Annotated in this window: 16 protein-coding genes and 1 pseudogene; 1 reads left to right on the top strand and 16 read right to left on the bottom strand. The window is 72.9% G+C overall.

Features of this window, described 5'->3' with window-relative positions; all coding sequences use genetic code 11:
• Positions 1-125: 125 nt before the first annotated feature.
• From VM95_RS28650 to hisI, 16 genes are all read right to left on the bottom strand, one after another.
• Positions 126-1,586, bottom strand: a complete 1,461-nt coding sequence (locus tag VM95_RS28650) for a glutamate synthase subunit beta (protein ID WP_045702074.1) — start codon at positions 1,584-1,586, stop codon at positions 126-128.
• Positions 1,579-6,165: a glutamate synthase large subunit gene (gene gltB / locus VM95_RS28645; protein ID WP_208615548.1), complete on the bottom strand. Its 4,587-nt coding sequence runs from the start codon at positions 6,163-6,165 to the stop codon at positions 1,579-1,581. The genes VM95_RS28650 and gltB overlap by 8 nt, the downstream gene beginning before the upstream one ends.
• Before the next feature lie 431 nt (positions 6,166-6,596).
• A complete protein-coding gene (locus tag VM95_RS28640) occupies positions 6,597-7,319 on the bottom strand; it encodes a VIT1/CCC1 transporter family protein (RefSeq protein WP_045702102.1) in 723 nt (240 codons plus the stop codon).
• A gap of 164 nt (positions 7,320-7,483) precedes the next feature.
• On the bottom strand, positions 7,484-8,518 hold the full coding sequence (lgt, locus tag VM95_RS28635) for a prolipoprotein diacylglyceryl transferase (protein ID WP_045702070.1): 1,035 nt from the start codon (positions 8,516-8,518) through the stop codon (positions 7,484-7,486).
• 130 nt (positions 8,519-8,648) lie between these two features.
• Complete coding sequence (locus VM95_RS28630) at positions 8,649-9,512, bottom strand: DsbA family protein (protein ID WP_045702068.1); 864 nt, start codon at positions 9,510-9,512, stop codon at positions 8,649-8,651.
• Positions 9,513-9,584: 72 nt separating this feature from the next.
• Positions 9,585-10,121, bottom strand: a complete 537-nt coding sequence (locus tag VM95_RS28625) for a MauE/DoxX family redox-associated membrane protein (RefSeq protein ID WP_045702065.1) — start codon at positions 10,119-10,121, stop codon at positions 9,585-9,587.
• A gap of 586 nt (positions 10,122-10,707) precedes the next feature.
• On the bottom strand, positions 10,708-11,517 hold the full coding sequence (gene trpA, locus VM95_RS28615; RefSeq protein WP_045702061.1) for a tryptophan synthase subunit alpha: 810 nt from the start codon (positions 11,515-11,517) through the stop codon (positions 10,708-10,710).
• Positions 11,518-11,519: 2 nt separating this feature from the next.
• Entirely contained in the window at positions 11,520-12,770 is a 1,251-nt protein-coding gene (gene trpB, locus VM95_RS28610; protein WP_045702059.1) for a tryptophan synthase subunit beta, read from the bottom strand.
• Between the two features lie 59 nt (positions 12,771-12,829).
• The gene (gene trpM, locus VM95_RS43400; protein ID WP_167352964.1) at positions 12,830-12,979 is read right to left on the bottom strand and encodes a tryptophan biosynthesis modulator TrpM; all 150 of its coding nucleotides are present in this window, start codon (positions 12,977-12,979) and stop codon (positions 12,830-12,832) included.
• A 9-nt stretch (positions 12,980-12,988) separates the two neighbouring features.
• On the bottom strand, positions 12,989-13,795 hold the full coding sequence (trpC, locus tag VM95_RS28605) for an indole-3-glycerol phosphate synthase TrpC (protein ID WP_045702057.1): 807 nt from the start codon (positions 13,793-13,795) through the stop codon (positions 12,989-12,991).
• Between the two features lie 317 nt (positions 13,796-14,112).
• Positions 14,113-14,553 (bottom strand): DUF2752 domain-containing protein, encoded by a 441-nt coding sequence (locus VM95_RS28600; protein WP_045702055.1) that lies wholly within the window; start codon positions 14,551-14,553, stop codon positions 14,113-14,115.
• 110 nt (positions 14,554-14,663) lie between these two features.
• On the bottom strand, positions 14,664-14,924 hold the full coding sequence (locus VM95_RS28595; protein WP_045702053.1) for an HGxxPAAW family protein: 261 nt from the start codon (positions 14,922-14,924) through the stop codon (positions 14,664-14,666).
• 134 nt (positions 14,925-15,058) lie between these two features.
• The gene (locus VM95_RS28590) at positions 15,059-15,643 is read right to left on the bottom strand and encodes a TIGR02234 family membrane protein (RefSeq protein ID WP_045702050.1); all 585 of its coding nucleotides are present in this window, start codon (positions 15,641-15,643) and stop codon (positions 15,059-15,061) included.
• 26 nt (positions 15,644-15,669) lie between these two features.
• The gene (locus VM95_RS44745) at positions 15,670-16,140 is read right to left on the bottom strand and encodes a Uma2 family endonuclease (protein WP_052707633.1); all 471 of its coding nucleotides are present in this window, start codon (positions 16,138-16,140) and stop codon (positions 15,670-15,672) included.
• Positions 16,141-16,203: 63 nt separating this feature from the next.
• Positions 16,204-17,727 (bottom strand): anthranilate synthase component I, encoded by a 1,524-nt coding sequence (locus tag VM95_RS28580; protein WP_045702048.1) that lies wholly within the window; start codon positions 17,725-17,727, stop codon positions 16,204-16,206.
• 52 nt (positions 17,728-17,779) lie between these two features.
• Entirely contained in the window at positions 17,780-18,151 is a 372-nt protein-coding gene (gene hisI, locus VM95_RS28575; protein ID WP_045702046.1) for a phosphoribosyl-AMP cyclohydrolase, read from the bottom strand.
• Positions 18,152-18,269: 118 nt separating this feature from the next.
• Here hisI and VM95_RS28570 point away from each other — a divergent pair.
• Positions 18,270-18,450: pseudogene (locus tag VM95_RS28570) on the top strand (Dyp-type peroxidase); the annotation flags it as partial.

The following is an 18,450-nucleotide window of genomic DNA, read 5'->3' as shown; positions in this document are numbered from 1 at the left end:
GGGGAAGAGGGCAGGCGCCAGGAGACCGCGTTGGCCCGGCGACGCTGACGGGGGCAGCGGGTTGAGCTCCCGGCGATGCGGCGCCGGGGGTTCGGGGGTGCGGCCGGTCGTCTCGTCCGGTCCGGTCAGACCACCAGGGGTCGGTCGGTGGGGCGGATCGGGGCGGGAAGCGGGGTCTTGCCACCGAGGTACCTGTCCACCGCAGCGGCGGCCGAGCGGCCTTCCGCGATGGCCCAGACGATCAGCGACTGGCCGCGGCCGGCGTCTCCGCAGACGTACACGCCATCGACATTGGTGGCGAACCGGCCGTCGCGGCCAATGTTACCGCGCGCGTCGAGGTCCACTCCCAGCTGCTCGACGAGGCCGTTCTTCACGTCCGTCCCGGTGAAGCCCATGGCCAGGGTGACCAGCTGGGCGGGGATGGCCCGCTCGGTGCCGGGCACGGCCTCGAACCGGCCGTCCTTGAACTCGACCTCGACGAGGTGCAGTTCCTGGACGTTGCCGTCCTCGTCGCCCACGAATCGGGTGGTGTTGACGGAGTAGACCCGCTCGCCGCCCTCCTCGTGCGCGGAGGTGACCTTGTAGGTCATCGGCATGGTGGGCCAGGGCTGGTGCCCGGGGCGGTCCTCGCCGGGCCGCGGCATGATCTCCAGCTGGGTGACGGAGGCCGCCCCCTGCCGGTGGGCGGTGCCGACGCAGTCGGCGCCGGTGTCCCCGCCGCCGATCACGACCACGTGCTTGCCCTTGGCGCTGATCGGGGACTCGACGAAGTCGCCCTCCTGCACCTTGTTGGCCAGCGGCAGGTACTCCATGGCCTGGTGGACGCCCTTGAGCTCGCGCCCGGGCACCGGCAGGTCGCGGGCGGTGGTGGCGCCGGCGGCGACGACGACGGCGTCGAAGCGCTCGCGCAGCTGCTGCCCGGTGATGTCCTCGCCGACGTGGACGCCGGTGCGGAAGCGGGTGCCCTCGGCGCGCATCTGCTCGATGCGGCGGTTGATGTGCCGCTTCTCCATCTTGAACTCGGGGATGCCGTAGCGCAGCAGCCCGCCGACCCGGTCGGCGCGCTCGTAGACGACGACGGTGTGCCCGGCCCGGGTGAGCTGCTGGGCGGCGGCCAGGCCGGCGGGGCCGGAGCCGACCACCGCGACGGTCTTGCCGGACAGCCGCTCCGGGACCTGCGGGGTGACCCCGCCGCGGTCCCAGGCCTTGTCGATGATGGTGACCTCGACGTTCTTGATGGTCACCGCGTCCTGGTTGATGCCGAGGACGCACGCGGACTCGCACGGGGCCGGGCACAGCCGGCCGGTGAACTCCGGGAAGTTGTTGGTGGCGTGCAGGCGCTCGATGGCGCCGGCGAAGTCGTCCCGGTAGGCGAGGTCGTTCCACTCGGGGATGAGGTTCCCGAGGGGGCAGCCGTTGTGGCAGAACGGGATGCCGCAGTCCATGCAGCGGCCGGCCTGCTTGGTGATGATCGGCAGGAGGCTGCGCTCGACGTAGACCTCGTTCCAGTCCTTGATCCGGACGTCGACGGGGCGGCGCTCCGCCAGCTGCTTGGGCGTGGTCAGGAAGCCCTTGGGGTCAGCCATTAGCCGCCTCCATCATCTTGCGGGTGGTCTCGGCCTCGGAGAGGCCGTCACGCTCGGCGGCGTCCTTGGCGGCGAGCACGGCCTTGTAGTCGGTCGGCATGATCTTGGAGAAGCGGGAGACGCCGCTGCCCCAGTCGGCGAGGAGTTCGGCGGCCACGCTGGAGCCGGTCTCCTCGTAGTGCTGCTGGACGGTCTCGCGCAGCCATTCGCGGTCGTCGGCGGTGGGGGCCTCGATGCCCACCATGCCGTCGTTGACGTTGGCGGGGCGCAGGTCCAGGACGTACGCGATGCCGCCGGACATGCCGGCCGCGAGGTTGCGCCCGGTCTCGCCGAGGACGACGACCCGGCCGCCGGTCATGTACTCCAGGCCGTGGTCGCCCACGCCCTCGACGACCAGGGTCGCGCCGGAGTTGCGGACGGCGAAGCGCTCGCCGGCCTTGCCGCGCAGGTGGATCCGGCCGCCGGTGGCGCCGTAGCCGATGGTGTTGCCCGCGATGACGTGGTTCTGCGCGTCGTTGCCGATGGCGGCGGCCTCGCGGGCCGGGCGCACGATCACGACGCCGCCGGAGAGGCCCTTGCCGACGTAGTCGTTGGCGTCGCCCTCCAGCCGCAGGGTGATGCCGCGGGGCAGGAACGCGCCGAAGGACTGCCCGGCGGAGCCGGTGAAGGTGACGTCGATGGTCCCCTCCGGCAGGCCCTCGCCGCGGTACCGCTTGGTCACCTCGTGGCCGAGCATGGTGCCGACCGTGCGGTTGACGTTGCGGATCGGCAGCTGCACCCGCACCGACTCGCCGCGCTCCAGCGCGTCCTCGGCCAGTTCGATCAGCTGGTTGTCCAGGGCCTTGTCGAGCGCGTGGTCCTGGGCCGTGGTGCGGTGCCGGGCGGCGCCCTCGGGCAGCTCCGGCACGTGGAAGAGCGGGGCCAGGTCGAGCCCGGCGGCCTTCCAGTGGTCGATCGCGGCCCGGGCGTCGATGTGCTCGGCGTGGCCGACCGCTTCCTCGATCGAGCGGAAGCCCAGCGAGGCCAGGATCTCGCGGACCTCCTCGGCGATGAACTCGAAGAAGTTGACGACGAATTCGGGCTTGCCGGTGAAGCGCTCGCGCAGCACCGGGTTCTGGGTGGCGACGCCGACCGGGCAGGTGTCCAGGTGGCAGACGCGCATCATGATGCAGCCGGAGACGACCAGCGGCGCGGTCGCGAAGCCGAACTCCTCGGCGCCGAGCAGCGCGGCGATCACCACGTCCCGCCCGGTCTTCAGCTGCCCGTCGGTCTGGACGACGATGCGGTCGCGCAGGCCGTTGAGCAGCAGCGTCTGCTGGGTCTCGGCGAGCCCCAGCTCCCACGGCCCGCCGGCGTGCTTCAGCGAGGTGAGCGGCGAGGCGCCGGTGCCGCCGTCGTGGCCCGACACGAGGACCACGTCCGCGTGCGCCTTCGAGACGCCCGCGGCGACCGTGCCCACGCCGACCTCGGACACCAGCTTCACGTGGATGCGGGCGGCCGGGTTGGCGTTCTTGAGGTCGTGGATCAGCTGCGCCAGGTCCTCGATCGAGTAGATGTCGTGGTGCGGCGGCGGGGAGATCAGGCCGACGCCCGGGGTGGAGTGCCGGGTCCGGGCGACCCACGGGTAGACCTTGTGGCCGGGCAGCTGGCCGCCCTCGCCGGGCTTGGCGCCCTGGGCCATCTTGATCTGGATGTCGTCGGCGTTGACCAGGTACTCGGAGGTGACGCCGAAGCGGCCGGAGGCGACCTGCTTGATCGCCGAGCGGCGTGCCGGGTCGTACAGGCGCTCCGGGTCCTCGCCGCCCTCACCGGTGTTGGACTTGCCGCCGAGGCGGTTCATCGCGATGGCGAGGGTCTCGTGCGCCTCCATGGAGATGGAGCCGTACGACATGGCGCCGGTCGAGAAGCGCTTGACGATCTCGGAGACCGGCTCGACCTCCTCGACGGGGATCGGCTCGCGGCCGAGCGCGTCGAGCTGGAACAGGCCGCGCAGCGTCATCAGCCGCTGGGACTGCTCGTTCACCCGGTCCGTGTACTGCTTGAAGATGTCGTACCGGCGGTTGCGGGTGGAGTGCTGCAGCCGGAAGACGGTGTCCGGGTCGAACAGGTGCGGCTCGCCCTCGCGGCGCCACTGGTACTCGCCGCCGATCTCCAGCGCGCGGTGCGCGGCGGGGATCCCGGAGGCCGGGTACGCCTTGGCGTGCCGGGCGGCGGTCTCGCGGGCGATCTCGTCCAGCCCGATGCCGCCGAGCTTGGTGGTGGTCCCGGCGAAGTAGCCGTCGACCAGCTCCTGCGCGAGGCCGATCGCCTCGAAGACCTGGGCGCCGCGGTAGGAGGCGACGGTCGAGATGCCCATCTTGGACATGACCTTGAGCACGCCCTTGCCGAGCGCCTTGATCAGGTTCTTGATGGCCTTCTCGGGCTCCACGCCCTGGATGAACACGCCCTGGGCGACCAGGTCCTCGACGGACTCCATCGCCAGGTACGGGTTGACCGCGCCGGCGCCGTAGCCGATCAGCAGCGCGACGTGGTGCACCTCGCGGACGTCGCCGGCCTCGACCAGCAGCGACACCTGGGTGCGCTGCTTGGTGCGGATCAGGTGGTGGTGGACGGCGGAGGTGAGCAGCAGGGAGGGGATCGGGGCGTGCTCGGCGTCGGAGTGCCGGTCGGAGAGCACGATGATCCGCGCGCCGTCCGCGATGGCGGCGTCCGCCTCGGCGGCGATCTGCGCGAGCCGCGAGGCCAGGCCCTCGCCACCGCTGGCGACCTTGTACAGGCCGGAGAGGGTGACGGCCTTGAGGCCGGGCTGGTCGCCGTCCGCGTTGATGTGGACGAGCTTGGCCAGCTCGTCGTTGTCGATCACCGGGAAGGTGATGCCGACCGAGCGGCAGGCGGCGGCCTCGGCGGCGAGCAGGTTGCCCTCGGGGCCGAGGTTGGACAGCAGCGAGGTGACGAGCTCCTCGCGGATGGCGTCCAGCGGCGGGTTGGTGACCTGCGCGAAGAGCTGCACGAAGTAGTCGAACAGCAGGCGGGGCTTCTCGCTGAGCGCGGCGATCGGCGAGTCGGTGCCCATCGAGCCCAGGGCCTCGGCGCCGGTGCGGGCCATCGGCGCGAGGATGACGCGCAGTTCCTCCTCGGTGTAGCCGAAGGTCTGCTGGCGGCGGGTGACGGAGGCGTGGGTGTGGGCGATGTGCTCGCGCTCGGGGAGCTTGGCGAGCTGGATCTGCCCGGCGGCGACCCACTCCTCGTAGGGGTGCTCGGCGGCGAGGGCGGACTTGATCTCCTCGTCCTCGACGATGCGGCCCTCGGCGGTGTCGACGAGGAACATCCGGCCGGGCTGCAGCCGGCCCTTCTTGGCGACCTTCTCCTGGTCGATGTCGAGCACGCCGACCTCGGAGGACAGGACGACGAGGCCGTCCTCGGTGATCCAGTAGCGGGCCGGGCGCAGGCCGTTGCGGTCGAGCACGGCGCCGATCTGGGTGCCGTCGGTGAAGGTGACGCAGGCCGGGCCGTCCCAGGGCTCCATCAGGTTGGAGTGGTAGCGGTAGAAGGCGCGGCGGGCCGGGTCCATGGTGGCGTGGTTCTCCCACGCCTCCGGGATCATCATCAGCACCGAGTGCGGCAGCGAGCGGCCGCCGAGGTGGAGCAGCTCCAGGACCTCGTCGAAGGAGGCGGAGTCCGAGTGGTCCGGCGTACAGATCGGGAAGATCCGGCTCAGGTCGCCCGGGATCAGATCCGTCGCGAGCTGCGACTCCCGGGCGCGCATCCAGTTCCGGTTGCCCTTGACCGTGTTGATCTCGCCGTTGTGCGCGACGAAGCGGTACGGGTGGGCGAGCGGCCAGCTCGGGAAGGTGTTGGTGGAGAACCGCGAGTGCACCAGGCCGATGGCGGACGCGTAGCGGCGGTCCGACAGGTCGGGGAAGAAGGGCTCCAGCTGGCCGGTGGTGAGCATGCCCTTGTAGACGAGGGTCCGCGCGGACAGCGAGGGGAAGTACACCCCGGCCTCGCGCTCGGCGCGCTTGCGGACCACGAAGGAGACCCGGTCCAGCGCGATGCCCGCCAGGCCCTCCTTGCTCAGGAAGAGCTGCCGGAAGCGCGGCATCACGCTGCGCGCGGTGGCACCGAGCAGGTCGGGGGCGACCGGCACGTCGCGCCAGCCCAGGACCGTCAGCCCCTCCTCCGCCGCGATGGCCTCGATCCGCGCGACGGCGGCCGCGTCGGCCGCGTCCTCGTCCGGCAGGAAGGCGATGCCCACCGCGTACGAGCCCGCCGCCGGGAGGTCGAAGCCGGCCTCGCCGCGCAGGAAGGCGTCGGGGATCTGGGTGAGGATGCCGGCGCCGTCGCCGGAGTCCGGCTCGGCGCCGGTGGCGCCGCGGTGCTCCAGATTGCGCAGCACGGTCAGCGCCTGATCGACGACGGTGTGGTCGGCGGTGCCGGTCAGCGTGGCGACGAAGCCGACGCCACAGGCGTCGTGCTCGTTTCGCGGGTCGTACAGGCCCTGAGCAGCAGGTCGCGCATCCGGCACGAGCGCGTACGGCTGGCGCGCGGCGCCGGCCTGGGGCTCGTTGGCGGAGTGCATGGATGCAGACAGCATCGGCTCTCCCGTCGTCGTCTTTCGGCAAGTTGGTGCAAGGAGGGACGACGTTGGCCCTGATGCGGTGAAGCGTGCGGTGCAAGTTACATGATGCCCAGGATCCCGAGAAGCGGAATATCCCGTCCACATGGCGGACGGACGCGCAGGTCAGGGGGCTGGGAAGAAAGGACGCGCCACAGTGCGCGTCCCGACGATTGTGCCCAACGCTCCACGGCCTGAAACAGGGGCGAAACCGGATCGCCACACATGCCGATCATGGACGCCTGCGAATCCATCCCGACACCCCCTCCCCCGGATGCGAATCCGCGGCTCCGGAGCCCGGATGATGAGACGAAGCCGGGCAGCACGCGACGTCCGTGTGTGAAACGTCACGCACTGCCCGGCATAGTCATGCAGTGATCCGGGTCATTCCGCGGTCACCCCACGTGCCCGCCGATCAGCCACCCCAGCAGGTACGTCACCCCGGCCGCGGCCCCGCCGAGCACCAGCTGCCGGGTCCCGCTGAACCACCAGCTGCGCGCCGTCACCCGGGCCACCACCGCACCGCAGCCGAACAGGCCGAGCGCGGCCAGCGCCAGGGCCGGCAGCAGCGAGCTCGCACCGAGCAGGTACGGCAGCAGCGGCAGCAGCGCGCCGAGCGCGAAGCACAGGAACGAGGAGCCGGCGGCGACCAGCGGCGAGGGCAGGTCGTGCGGGTCGATGCCCAGTTCCTCGCGGGCGTGCACCTCCAGCGCCAGCTCCGGGTCGCGGGACAGCTGCCGCGCCACCTCGTGCGCGAGGTCCGGGTCGACGCCCCGCTCGACGTACACCTGCGCCAGCTCGGCCAGCTCGCCCTGCGGGTTGCGGCGCAGCTCCAGCCGCTCGGCCTCGATCTCGGCCTGCACCAGCTCCCGCTGCGAGGCCACCGAGGTGTACTCCCCCGCCGCCATCGAGCAGGCGCCGGCGGCCAGCCCGGCCAGGCCGGTGAGGATCACGGTGCCGTTCGAGGCCGCCCCGCCGACCACGCCGGTCATCAGCGCGAAGTTGGACACCAGCCCGTCCACGGCGCCGAACACGGCCGGCCGCAGCCAGCCGCCGTTCACGTCCCGGTGGTGGTCGGCGGCGGGTATCCGGGGGTGCTGCCCGGCCTCGGGTTCCAGGGTGGTCGCGCTCACGGTCGTTCCCCTCCGTCTTTCGTTCGTCCGCCTCGAACGTAGCCGTCTGACCTGGGCATTTCCAGCAAAGTAAGGCTGTCCGAACAGCGGTGAGGCCACCCTTCGCCGTGCTTGCGGAGGGTGGCCTCAGTACGCGGGGAAACCCCAGGTCAGATCGGGTCCTTGACGTCCTTGCCGGTCTTCGCCTCGACGGCCGTGGCGGCCTCCGCGTCCACCGGTCGAGACGAATTCTTTTCGGCGGCCTTCTTCTCCGCCTTCTCCTCGCCCGGCTTCTCGGCCTTCTTCTCGGCCTGCTTCGCGGCCTTGCCCTCGGCCTCGCCCTTCCCGCCGGCCTCGGCCTCGGCCTCCTCGTGCGCCGCCGGGTCGATGCTCGCCGGGTCCTCCCGACCGGGCCGCGTCCTGCCGACGATCACGAAGTACGCGACCGCGCCCAGGAACACCGCGATCGAGGTCCAGTCGTTCAGCCGCAGGCCGAAGTAGACGTGCGCCTCGTCGATCCGCAGCCACTCCGTCCAGAACCGGCCGACCGTGTACGCGGCCACGTACAGCGCGAACGCCCGGCCGTGGCCCAGCTTCCAGCGCCGGTCCGCCCAGATCACCAGCAGCGCCACGCCGACGCACCAGATCGACTCGTACAGGAAGGTCGGGTGGTACACGCCCTTGACGACCTCGCCGTTCGGCAGCGTCTTGTCGATCTCCAGGCCCCACGGCAGGGTGGTCGGCCGCCCGTACAGCTCCTGGTTGAAGTAGTTGCCCCAGCGGCCGAGCGCCTGCGCGAGCGCGATGCCCGGCGCGATGGCGTCGGCGTAGGCGGGCAGCGGGACGCCCCGGCGGCGGGCGCCGATCCAGGCGCCGACCGCGCCGAGCGCGATCGCGCCCCAGATGCCGAGGCCGCCCTCCCAGATCTTGAGGGCGTCCCAGGGGTTCTTCCCCTCGGCGAAGTACAGCCGGCCGCCGTCGGTGATCACGTGGTAGAGCCGGCCGCCGACGAGGCCGAACGGCACGGCCCAGACGGCGATGTCCCCGACGGTGTGCTTGGCACCGCCCCGGGCGACCCAGCGCTTGCTGCCGAGCCAGACGGCGACGACGACACCGAGGATGATGCAGAAGGCGTAGGCGCGCAGCGGGATCGGTCCGAGGTAGAGGACGCCCCGCGACGGGCTGGGAATGTAGGCGATATCCATGGCGGTTCCGACGCTACAGGGTTCCGTGGCCCCGCCGGGTACCCCCCGGGTCACAGAAATCGAACAAGACTGTCCGGAACGCGCCGCCGCCCCCTCCGGACGGGGAGGGGGCGGCGGTGGGCCGGGTTGCTCAGCCGGCGCTCGGCGACGGGTTGTTGGCCTCCGAAGCGGTGCTGGTCGGCGCCGGGCTCTGCCCGTGCGAGCCCGCCGTCCCCAGCTGCTTGCCCTGGTTCGCGGCGTCCACCCACTTCACCAGGTTCGCCGGGGAGATCTCGTCGTTGCCGTTCTTGGGGTAGATCGGCTGCCCGTTGAGCAGCACGGTCGGGGTGGACTTGTAGCTGGACTTGTCGAAGTCCTGCTGCACCGCGGACACCCACCCGCCGAACTTGTTGTCGTTGACGCACGCCTGGAACTCCGGCGTGTCCAGCCCGTTGACCTGCTTGGCCAGGTTCAGCAGCACCGCCTTGTCGCCGAAGGCGTCGCTGGTCTCGTCCGGCTGGTTGCGGTACAGCACGTCGTGGAAGTCGCGGAAGTGCCCGGCGTCCTGCGCGCAGGCCAGCGCGTTGGCGCCGTTCTTCGAGCCCTTCCCCGGCACGGCCCGGTCGATGAACGAGACGATGTGCGCGTTGGTGTAGATCTTCCCGGCGTCCTCCAGCTGGTCGATCGTCGCCGCGAACTCGCGCTCGAAGATGCCGCAGGCCGGGCAGCGCGGGTCCTCGTACACGGTGAGGACCGACGGTGCGTTGGCGGCGCCGACCGGGATGACGAGGTTCTTGTCGCCGATCGTCCCGGCCGGGGCCGCGGTCGGGGTCTCCGGCTTGGAGCGCTGGTTCTGCACCACGACGCCGGTGACGACGGCGGCGGCGATCACGGCGAGCACGGCGCCGCCGACGATCAGCTTCTTCCTGCGCTTGGACGCGGCCTCGTCGGCCGCCCGCTGCTCCAGCATCCGCTCACGGGCGGTGCGCTTGCCATCTCGGTTCTTGTCGCTCATTGCCTTGACATCCACGGTCGGGGAGGGCCTTCGTCGGGAGGGGCGGGTGGGACGGACGGGGGACGGGACCGGTCAGCTCGCCAGCCATCCGTCCGCCGAGAACTTCGTGCGGGGCCGCCACAGCAGCCAGCCCGCCAGCAGCAGGAAGCCGGTGTCGCGCAGGATCTCCTGCAGGTACTTGGTCTGCGACTCGTCGACGTGCCCGCCGCCGCCGAAGCAGCCGCAGTCGATCGAGATGCCGCGCGCCCAGGCGGAGGCGATCCCCGCGATGAAGGTGAGCAGCAGCAGCGCCGAGACCCCGGCGACCAGGCGGACGCCGAGCCCGGTCACCAGCAGCAGGGCGAGCGCCAGCTCCAGGAACGGCAGGCCGTAGCCGACCGGCTTGACCAGGCTCTCGGGCAGGATCTCGAACGCCCGGACGGCCTGGGCCGCCTCCGCCGGGTCGGCGATCTTCGCCAGCCCGGCCCACCCCCACACCACCGCGAGGCCGAGCCGTACGGCGAGGCCGAGCCACTCGGTCCGGACCGGGGCGGACCGCCGGGCCGCCGGCCCTGGCGCGGAGTCACCGGGCTGCGTGGGATCGCCGGGCTTCGCTGCCGGGCCGGCCATCAGGGAACCCCCCTTGGGAAACTCGTTCACTCCTTGCTGAACCGTAAGGGATGAAGGGCGGTTCCTCCGTTTTCCGGAATTAAGCCGGACGAGTGACGTTACATGACGATCCGTCCGAATCCTCCGAACGCCCGTACGCTACCGGCAGCCCGGTACCCGCCCCGGATCCGCCACCTCCGGCCGCCCCTCGCGCCCGGGGTGCGCGGCCCGCTCCGCCGCGTCCCAGCGCGCCGCGTGCGCACACGCGACGGCATCCCGCTCGGCCCGTTCCGCCCCCCGCCTGGCCAACGCGTGCCCGACCTCGGTGTGCGCCCCGACCGCGGCGCCGAGCGCCAGCGCGGCAGCGGCCGCCCGCAGCAGTACACCCCGATGGAGACCAGGCACCGGCTCACCCCTTCGCTCGCTCGGCCGACCCGTGCACGTCGTTCGTGCACTCGTCCCTCCACTCAACGCCGGTCAACCCCAGCTGATGCGTGTCGCCACCCCTCTTCACCCGTTCGGGGCCCGCTCCCGCCTTGACGACCGCCCCCGGAAAAGGTGACGGCCCGCCGCTCCCGAGGAGCGGCGGGCCGTCAGGCGGAACGTCTCAGCCCCGGCGAACCCCCGCGGCGAGGTCACCGGCGAGCTCGCGGACCGCGGCCAGCGCCGCCTCCTCGTCCGAGCCCGCCTCCAGGATCCGCTTCACGAACGCGGAGCCGACGATCACCCCGTCCGCGAACCGCGCGACCTCCGCGGCCTGCTCGGCGTTGGAGACCCCGAGCCCGACGCAGACCGGCAGGTCGGTCGTGGCCCGGGTGCGGGCGACCAGGTCCTCGGCCAGCGAGCCGACCGCCGAGCGCGTACCGGTCACCCCCATCACCGCGGCCGCGTACACGAAGCCGCTGCCGGCCGCGGTGACCTCGGCCAGCCGCGCGTCCTTGCTGCTGGGGGCGACCACGAACACGGTGTCCAGCCCGTGCTCGCCCGCCGCCTTGCGCCACTCGCCGGACTCCTCGACCGGCAGGTCCGGCAGGATGCAGCCGGCGCCGCCGGCCGCGGCCAGGTCCGCGGCGAAGCGCGCCACGCCGTAGCGTTCGACCGGGTTCCAGTACGTCATCACCAGCACCGCCGCCGAGGGGTGCGCCGCGGCGACCTCCTGGACGGTGCGCAGCACGTCCTTGATCCGCACGCCGCCGCGCAGCGCGAGGTCGTCGGCGGTCTGGATGACGGCGCCGTCGAGGACCGGGTCGGAGTGCGGCAGGCCGACCTCGACGACGTCGCAGCCGCCGTCGAGCAGCGCGTTGATCGCCCGGATGCCGCCGTCGACGGTCGGGAAGCCGGCCGGCAGGTAGCCGATGAGCGCGGCGCGGTCCTCGGCCTTGGCGGCCGCCAGGGCCTCGGTGAGCTTCGAAGCCATGGTCACTTACCCCCCTCGGCCGCGTCGCCGGCCGGCTCGTCGTACAGGCCGAAGTACTCGGCCGCGGTGTGCATGTCCTTGTCGCCGCGCCCGGACAGCGACACCAGGATGGTGGCCTCCGGCCCGAGCTCGCGGCCCAGCTCCAGGGCCCCGGCGAGCGCGTGGGCGCTCTCGATGGCCGGGATGATGCCCTCGGTGCGGGACAGCAGCCGCAGCGCCTGCATCGCGGCGTCGTCCGTCACCGGCCGGTACTCGGCCCGCCCGGTGTCCTTCAGCCAGGCGTGCTCCGGCCCGACGCCCGGGTAGTCCAGGCCGGCCGAGATGGAGTGCGACTCGATGGTCTGCCCGTCCTCGTCCTGCAGGACGTACGTCCGGGAGCCGTGCAGCACGCCCGGGTCGCCCTTGGTGAGGGTGGCGGCGTGCTTGGGGGTGTCGGCGCCCTCGCCGGCGGCCTCGCAGCCGATCAGCCGCACGCCGGCGTCCGGGATGAACTCGTGGAAGATGCCCATCGCGTTCGACCCGCCGCCGACGCACGCGACCACCGCGTCGGGCAGCCGGCCGGTGCGGTCGAGGACCTGCTGGCGGGCCTCGACGCCGATGACCCGGTGGAAGTCGCGGACCATCATCGGGAAGGGGTGCGGCCCGGCGACCGTCCCGAACAGGTAGTGGGTGGAGTCGACGTTGGCGACCCAGTCCCGGAACGCCTCGTTGATGGCGTCCTTCAGGGTCCGACTGCCGGACTTGACGGCCACCACCTCGGCGCCGAGCATCCGCATCCGGGCGACGTTGAGCGCCTGGCGCTGGGTGTCGACCTCGCCCATGTAGATGGTGCAGTCGAAGCCGAACAGGGCGCAGGCGGTGGCGGTGGCCACGCCGTGCTGGCCGGCGCCGGTCTCGGCGATGATCCGGGTCTTGCCCATCCGCTTGGTGAGCAGCGCCTGGCCCAGCACGTTGTTGATCTTGTGCGAGCCGGTGTGGTTGAGGTCCTCGCGCTTGAGCAGGATGCGCGCGCCGCCCGCCTCGGCGGAGAAGCGGTGGACGTCGGTCAGCGGGCTCGGGCGGCCGGTGTAGTCCTTGAGCAGCCCGTCGAGCTCGGCGAGGAAGGCCGGGTCGGTCTTGGCCTTCTCGTACTCCTCGGCGACCTGTTCCACGGCGGCGACCAGCGCCTCCGGGATGAAGCGGCCGCCGTACGCGCCGAAGTAGCCGCGGGCGTCCGGCACCTGGGCGCCGGGCAGGTAGTCCTTCTCGGACATGGTGGTTCCCCTTGGTGGGAGATGGACGACGGTGACGTCTGATCGGCCGATCCGGTGGATCAGCCGTGCGTCCCGCGCCATCGCCGCCCCGGCACCTGCCCGGGCTCGCAGCCGATGACGTACCGCACCCGACGCCCCAGCACCCGGCGTGCGGGCGCGCGGCAGCCGCGCGGGCGGCAGCCGGGGGCGAGTCGGGTGGCGATCTTCATCGGTGTGCGTCAGTCCTTGTGCCGGACGGCCGGGTGGGCGCCGGCCGCGACCAGGTCGGCGACCGCGGCGCGCGGGTCCTTGCCGGTCACCAGGGTCTCGCCGACCAGGACGGCGTCGGCGCCCAGGTTGGCGTAGTTGATCACGTCGAGCGGGCCGCGCACGCCGGACTCGGCGACCTTGACGATGCCGGCCGGGATGGCGTCGACGACGTTGCCGAAGGTGTTGCGGTCCACTTCGAGGGTCTTGAGGTTGCGGGCGTTGACGCCGATGATCCTCGCGCCGGCGTCCACCGCGCGCTTGATCTCCTCCTCGTCGTGCACCTCCACCAGCGGGGTGAGGCCGATCGACTCGGCGCGCTCGATCAGCGACACCAGGGCCGGCTGGTCGAGGCCCGCGACGATCAGCAGCGCGAGGTCGGCGCCGTGCGCGCGGGCCTCCCACAGCTGGTAGGCGGTGACGATGAAGTCCTTGCGCAGCACCGGGGTGTCGACCGCGGCGCGCACCGCGTCCAGGTCGGCGAGCGAACCGCCGAAGCGGCGCTGCTCGGTCAGCACGCTGATCGCGGCGGCGCCGCCGGCCGCGTAGTCACGGGCCAGGGAGGCCGGGTCGGCGATCGCGGCGAGCGCGCCCTTGGAGGGGCTGGACCGCTTCACCTCGCAGATCACCCGGACACCGTCGCCCTTGAGCGCGGCGACGCCGTCCTTGGCGTCCGGGGCCTTGGCGGCCAGCTCCTTGAGCTGGTCCAGGGAGACCCGGGACTGCCGCTCGGCGAGGTCCTCCCGGACCCCTTCGATGATCGAGTCGAGCACACTCACTCGGGAGCCCCCATATTCTGCACAGTTCGCGAGCGGGAGCCGACGCGGGCATGGGCCCGCCGGCTCTTCGATGGTATCGGCACCGGGGGGCGCGAGGGGCATCCACCCGGCGCGCGTCTCGCTGGACGGACGCCGGTCCGGACCGCCCCCAGCTGCGGCTTCACCGAATTTCCACCGGAATCGGGGCGTGCTGGCAACAAGTGGACTCGCAGCAAGCGGACGAGGCGACCGGGCCGAACGGGGGCCGGATCGGGTGCGATCAGGGCGGGGATCGGGGCTGGGATCGCGGGTGGGATCAGGGGGTGATCAGGGGGTGATCAGACCAGCGGCGGGGCCAGCCCGGCGCCCACCGGCAGGTTCCGCACCACCGCGAACACCAGCACCAGCAACCCGATCAGCGCCCACCGCCGCGCCCCCACCGAAACCCCCGGCGGAGCGCCGCCGGTCAGCGCCGCCCAGGCCCAGCGCAGCCAGAGCACCGCCAGCACGCCGAGCAGCAGGACGGCCACGGCGTTGTCGTGCAGGGCGGAGGTGAGGTCCCCGTGGGCCAGCGCGTGCACGCAGCGCAGGCCGCCGCAGCCGGGGCACCACCAGCCGGTCGCGGCCAGGAAGGGGCAGTCCGGATAGTGCCCGGGGGCGTTCGGGTCCACCGCCGCGACGTACGCGGCGGGACCGGCCACCGCCGCCAGCGCGGCCAGCGGCGGGCCCAGCCGGCGCAGCACGCGCGGCGGGACGGAGGCGGTGGGGGCGGCGTTCACGCCCCGATTGTGCCCGCGCCGGGTCCGGACGGAACGAAACGGCGGGCGCGGCGCGCCCGCCGTTCAGCAGTGCGAAAGTGCGGCGGTACGGCGTCGTACCGGCCGGGCCGTCAGGCAGCGGCGATGGCCGCCTCGCGGGCCTTGGTCTGCTCCTCGACCGACTTGTACACGTGGGGGCTGGGCTGCTTGCCCATGCCGGCCATCGCCATGGCCTTGCCCACGATGCCGCCGACCAGGACGACCGCCATGCCGGCCCAGACCAGCAGCGGCGACGGGAGGATCATCGCGACGCCCGCGACGCCGAAGCCGATGAAGGCGATGACGACGCCGGTCCAGGCGGCAGGGGTGTGGCCGTGTGCTGCTGCTGACATCGGTGGTGCTCCTTGGCTCTCGGGGCCCGGCCGGGCCTGCGGGGCCGCCGGCGGGTTGACGGGATCCATTGTGCCGGGCCACACACCGGCGGCCCAAAGCGGGTGGCGGGTCTATCGCGTCACACGGCGGTGGCTCAGCCCGCGGTCGGGTCCTCGCCCCGGTCGAGGGCCTTCCACAGGTCAGTGGGCGTGTCGGCCTTCGCCGGGCCCTTGCGGGTGGGCGCGTCGTAGCGGGTGCCCATGGCCGGCCAGCCGCGGCCGTAGCGCAGCGTGAACAGCCCGGCGAGGGCGAGCAGCAGCCCGCCGGCCAGCGCGACCCACGGCCAGGCGCTGTGCGAGACCTCGGTGGCGGCGGAGCCGGCCAGGGCCAGCTTGCGGCCGGCCTCGGTGTCCAGGGCGGCGGTGTCGCCGGCGCCGGCGGCCGAGGCGGCGGCCGCGCCGAGGCCGGCCAGCAGGGTGAGCGCGCCGACCGCGAGCCGTCCGGCGCCGCGCACCGCGAACACGGCGACGGCCGCGGCCAGGCCCACCAGGGCCAGCCCGCCGGGCAGTTCGGAGATGGTGCTGCCGGTCACGGACACTTCGAGGTTCCCGGCCCGGCCCTCGGCCCAGACCCGGCCGACCGCGGTCAGCACCAGGACGGCGCTCAGCACGGTCAGCAGCAGCATCACGCCGAGCGTGCGGCGGTCGGGGGCGGCGGGGGCGGGGCTCTGGTCGGTCACCCGTCCACTATCCCCCGGCCCACGCGTCAGCCCGAACCCGGGGTGGGCGACGCGACCGGGAAGTCGTCGCTGCGCAGCACCAGCGTCCGCTCGCCGAGCGGCAGGAACAGGTCGTTGCCGTACGGCACCCGCTCGGCCTCCCGGTACACCCCGGTCGGGGCCGGCGCGGTGTGGACGGTGCAGGCGGCGGCCGCCGGGTCGACCACCACGTACAGCGGCACGCCGGCGCGCGCGTACGCCCGTCCGGCCTCGGCCAGGCCCGGCCGGGCCAGCTCCAGCGCCGCCTCGACGTCGCCGGCCCGGTAGCGGCCCCGGTCGTCGCGGACGGCCGCCGGGGCGAGCACCGCCAGGTCGGGGGCGAGCGGGCCGGGCTCGGCCGGGAAGTCGATCAGCACCCTGGACAGCACCAGGCCGTGGCCCGCCAGTTCGTCCCTGATCTGGACGGCCGCGCCGAGCACGAACGCCCAGCGCAGCTCGTCGTGCGGCACCTGCGACATCCCGGCCGCCTCCTCCGACTGCTCCGACTGCTCCGACTGCTCCGACTGCTCCGACTGCTCCGACTAGGACAGTTCCGGCGTCCGCAGCGTATTGGCGGTGGCGACGGCGCGCAGCACGGCGGCCGCCTTGTTGCGGCACTCGGTGTCCTCGCCGTGCGGGTCGGAGTCGGCGACGACGCCCGCGCCGGCCTGCACGTACGCGGTGCCGTCGCGCAGCACGGCGGTGCGGATCGCGATCGCGGTGTCCGAGTCCCCGGCGAAGTCCAGGTAGCCGACGCAGCCGCCGTACAGGCCGCGGCGGGTGGGCTCCAGCTCCTCGATGATCCGCATCGCCCGGGGCTTGGGCGCGCCGGAGAGGGTGCCGGCCGGGAAGCAGGCGGTGAGCACGTCGAAGGCCGTCCGCCCGGGGGCGACCTTGCCGGTCACCGTCGAGACGATGTGCATCACGTGGCTGTAGCGCTCGATCTGCATGAAGTCGACCACCTCGACGCTGCCCGGCTCGCAGACCCGGCCCAGGTCGTTGCGGCCGAGGTCGACCAGCATCAGGTGCTCGGCGCGCTCCTTGGGGTCGGCGAGCAGCTCGGCGGCCAGCGCCGCGTCCTCGTGCGGGGTGGCGCCGCGGTGCCGGGTGCCGGCGATCGGGTGCACCATCGCCTCGCCGTCGGTGACCTTGACCAGCGCCTCCGGGCTGGAGCCGACCACGTCGAAGCCGCCCTCGGCGCCGCCGTCCGGGCCGGGGAAGCGGAACAGGTACATGTACGGGCTGGGGTTGGTGGTGCGCAGCACCCGGTAGACGTCCAGCGCGGAGGCCGGGCAGGGCGCCTCGAAGCGCTGCGAGGGGACGACCTGGAAGGCCTCGCCGGCCCGGATCCGCTCCTTGATCTCCTCGACGGCGGCGCGGTACGGCTCGCCGCCGAACGGCGAGCGCACCTCGCCGGGGCCGACCGGGGTGAAGGTGGCCAGGCCCGGGTCGACCGGCTTGAAGAGGTCGGCCTCCATGGCGTCCAGGCGGGCGACGGCGTCGGCGTGCGCCTCCTCGATGCCGGTCGCCAGGTCGTTGTGGTTGACGGCGTTGGCGATCAGCAGGACGGTGCCGTCCGCGTGGTCCAGGACGGCCAGGTCGGTGGCGAGGAGCATGGTCAGCTCGGGCAGCCGCAGGTCGTCCGGGTTGAGGTCGGGCAGCTTCTCCAGGCGGCGGACGACGTCGTAGCCGAGGTAGCCGACCAGGCCGCCGGTGAGCGGGGGCAGGCCGTCGTCGACCTGGCGCGGGGTGTGCAGGGCGTCCAGGGCGGCGCGCAGCACCTCCAGCGGGTCGCCCTCGGTGGGGATGCCGACCGGCGGGGCGCCGAGCCAGCGGGCACCGCCGTCCGGGTCGACGGTGAGCGTCGCGGCGCTGCGGACGCCGACGAAGGAGTAGCGGGACCAGCTGCGGCCCTGCTCGGCGGACTCCAGCAGGAAGGTGCCGGGCCGCTCGGCGGCCAGACTGCGGTAGAGGCCGATCGGGGTGAGGCCGTCCGCGAGGAGCCTGCGGGTGACCGGGATGACCCGGGTGTCGACGGCGAGCTTGCGGAAGGCTTCGAGATCCATGCTGGGCGGCACCTTCTGGAGTTCTGTGAGTCGGGCTGTTGACTGTTGGCTGTCAGGAAAGCGGAAGCACGTCGGCGTCGAAGCAGGTGCGGTCGCCGGTGTGGCAGGCCGCGCCGATCTGGTCGACCTTCACCAGCAGGGTGTCGCCGTCGCAGTCCAGCGCCACCGACTTGACCGCCTGGGCGTGGCCGGAGGTGTCGCCCTTCACCCAGTACTCGCGGCGGCTGCGGCTCCAGTAGGTGCAGCGTCCGGTGGTGAGGGTGCGGTGCAGGGCCTCGTCGTCCATCCAGCCGAGCATCAGCACCTCGCCGGTGTCGAACTGCTGGGCGATGGCGGGGAGCAGGCCGTCCTCGGTGCGCTTGAGGCGGGCGGCGATCTCGGGGTCCAGGGCGGTGCTGCCGGGGACGGCTGGTGTGGTGCTCATGACGCCATTGTGTCAGCCCGGTCCCGGCCGTCGTCGGGGCGTCCGGGGAGCGGCCGCGGTGGGGCGATTTCCGTCAACCGCCTGCCGGGCGGGGCCCGGTTGGGCCATCCTCGTGGCCATGACCACCGAGCAGCAGCCGCCGCAGCCGCCCGCCGGCTCGCGCCCGTCCCGGGGCCTGGTCCTCACCGTCGCGGCCGTCCTCGCCGCCCTGCTCGCGGTGGTGGCCACCGTGCTGCTGTGGCCGCAGGACGACAAGAAGCCCGCCGCCGCCCCACCCCCGCCGGTCGTCACCCCCACCC

It is taken from the genome of Streptomyces rubellomurinus, from assembly GCF_000961885.1.
GTDB lineage: Bacteria > Actinomycetota > Actinomycetes > Streptomycetales > Streptomycetaceae > Kitasatospora > Kitasatospora rubellomurina.
Note: the sequence above shows the minus strand (reverse complement) of the source record. Positions and strands in the feature narration are given on the sequence as shown.

Bases quoted from the DNA above. Each gene is read 5' to 3' on its own strand.
- VM95_RS28650 (WP_045702074.1), bottom strand. From the start codon at position 1,586: ATGGCTGACCCCAAGGGCTTCCTGACCACGCCCAAGCAGCTGGCGGAG.
- gltB (WP_208615548.1), bottom strand. From the start codon at position 6,165: ATGCACTCCGCCAACGAGCCCCAGGCCGGCGCCGCGCGCCAGCCGTAC.
- lgt (WP_045702070.1), bottom strand. From the start codon at position 8,518: ATGGATATCGCCTACATTCCCAGCCCGTCGCGGGGCGTCCTCTACCTC.
- VM95_RS28630 (WP_045702068.1), bottom strand. From the start codon at position 9,512: ATGAGCGACAAGAACCGAGATGGCAAGCGCACCGCCCGTGAGCGGATG.
- VM95_RS28625 (WP_045702065.1), bottom strand. From the start codon at position 10,121: ATGGCCGGCCCGGCAGCGAAGCCCGGCGATCCCACGCAGCCCGGTGAC.
- trpA (WP_045702061.1), bottom strand. From the start codon at position 11,517: ATGGCTTCGAAGCTCACCGAGGCCCTGGCGGCCGCCAAGGCCGAGGAC.
- trpB (WP_045702059.1), bottom strand. From the start codon at position 12,770: ATGTCCGAGAAGGACTACCTGCCCGGCGCCCAGGTGCCGGACGCCCGC.
- trpM (WP_167352964.1), bottom strand. From the start codon at position 12,979: ATGAAGATCGCCACCCGACTCGCCCCCGGCTGCCGCCCGCGCGGCTGC.
- VM95_RS28595 (WP_045702053.1), bottom strand. From the start codon at position 14,924: ATGTCAGCAGCAGCACACGGCCACACCCCTGCCGCCTGGACCGGCGTC.
- VM95_RS44745 (WP_052707633.1), bottom strand. From the start codon at position 16,140: ATGTCGCAGGTGCCGCACGACGAGCTGCGCTGGGCGTTCGTGCTCGGC.
- VM95_RS28580 (WP_045702048.1), bottom strand. From the start codon at position 17,727: ATGGATCTCGAAGCCTTCCGCAAGCTCGCCGTCGACACCCGGGTCATC.
- hisI (WP_045702046.1), bottom strand. From the start codon at position 18,151: ATGAGCACCACACCAGCCGTCCCCGGCAGCACCGCCCTGGACCCCGAG.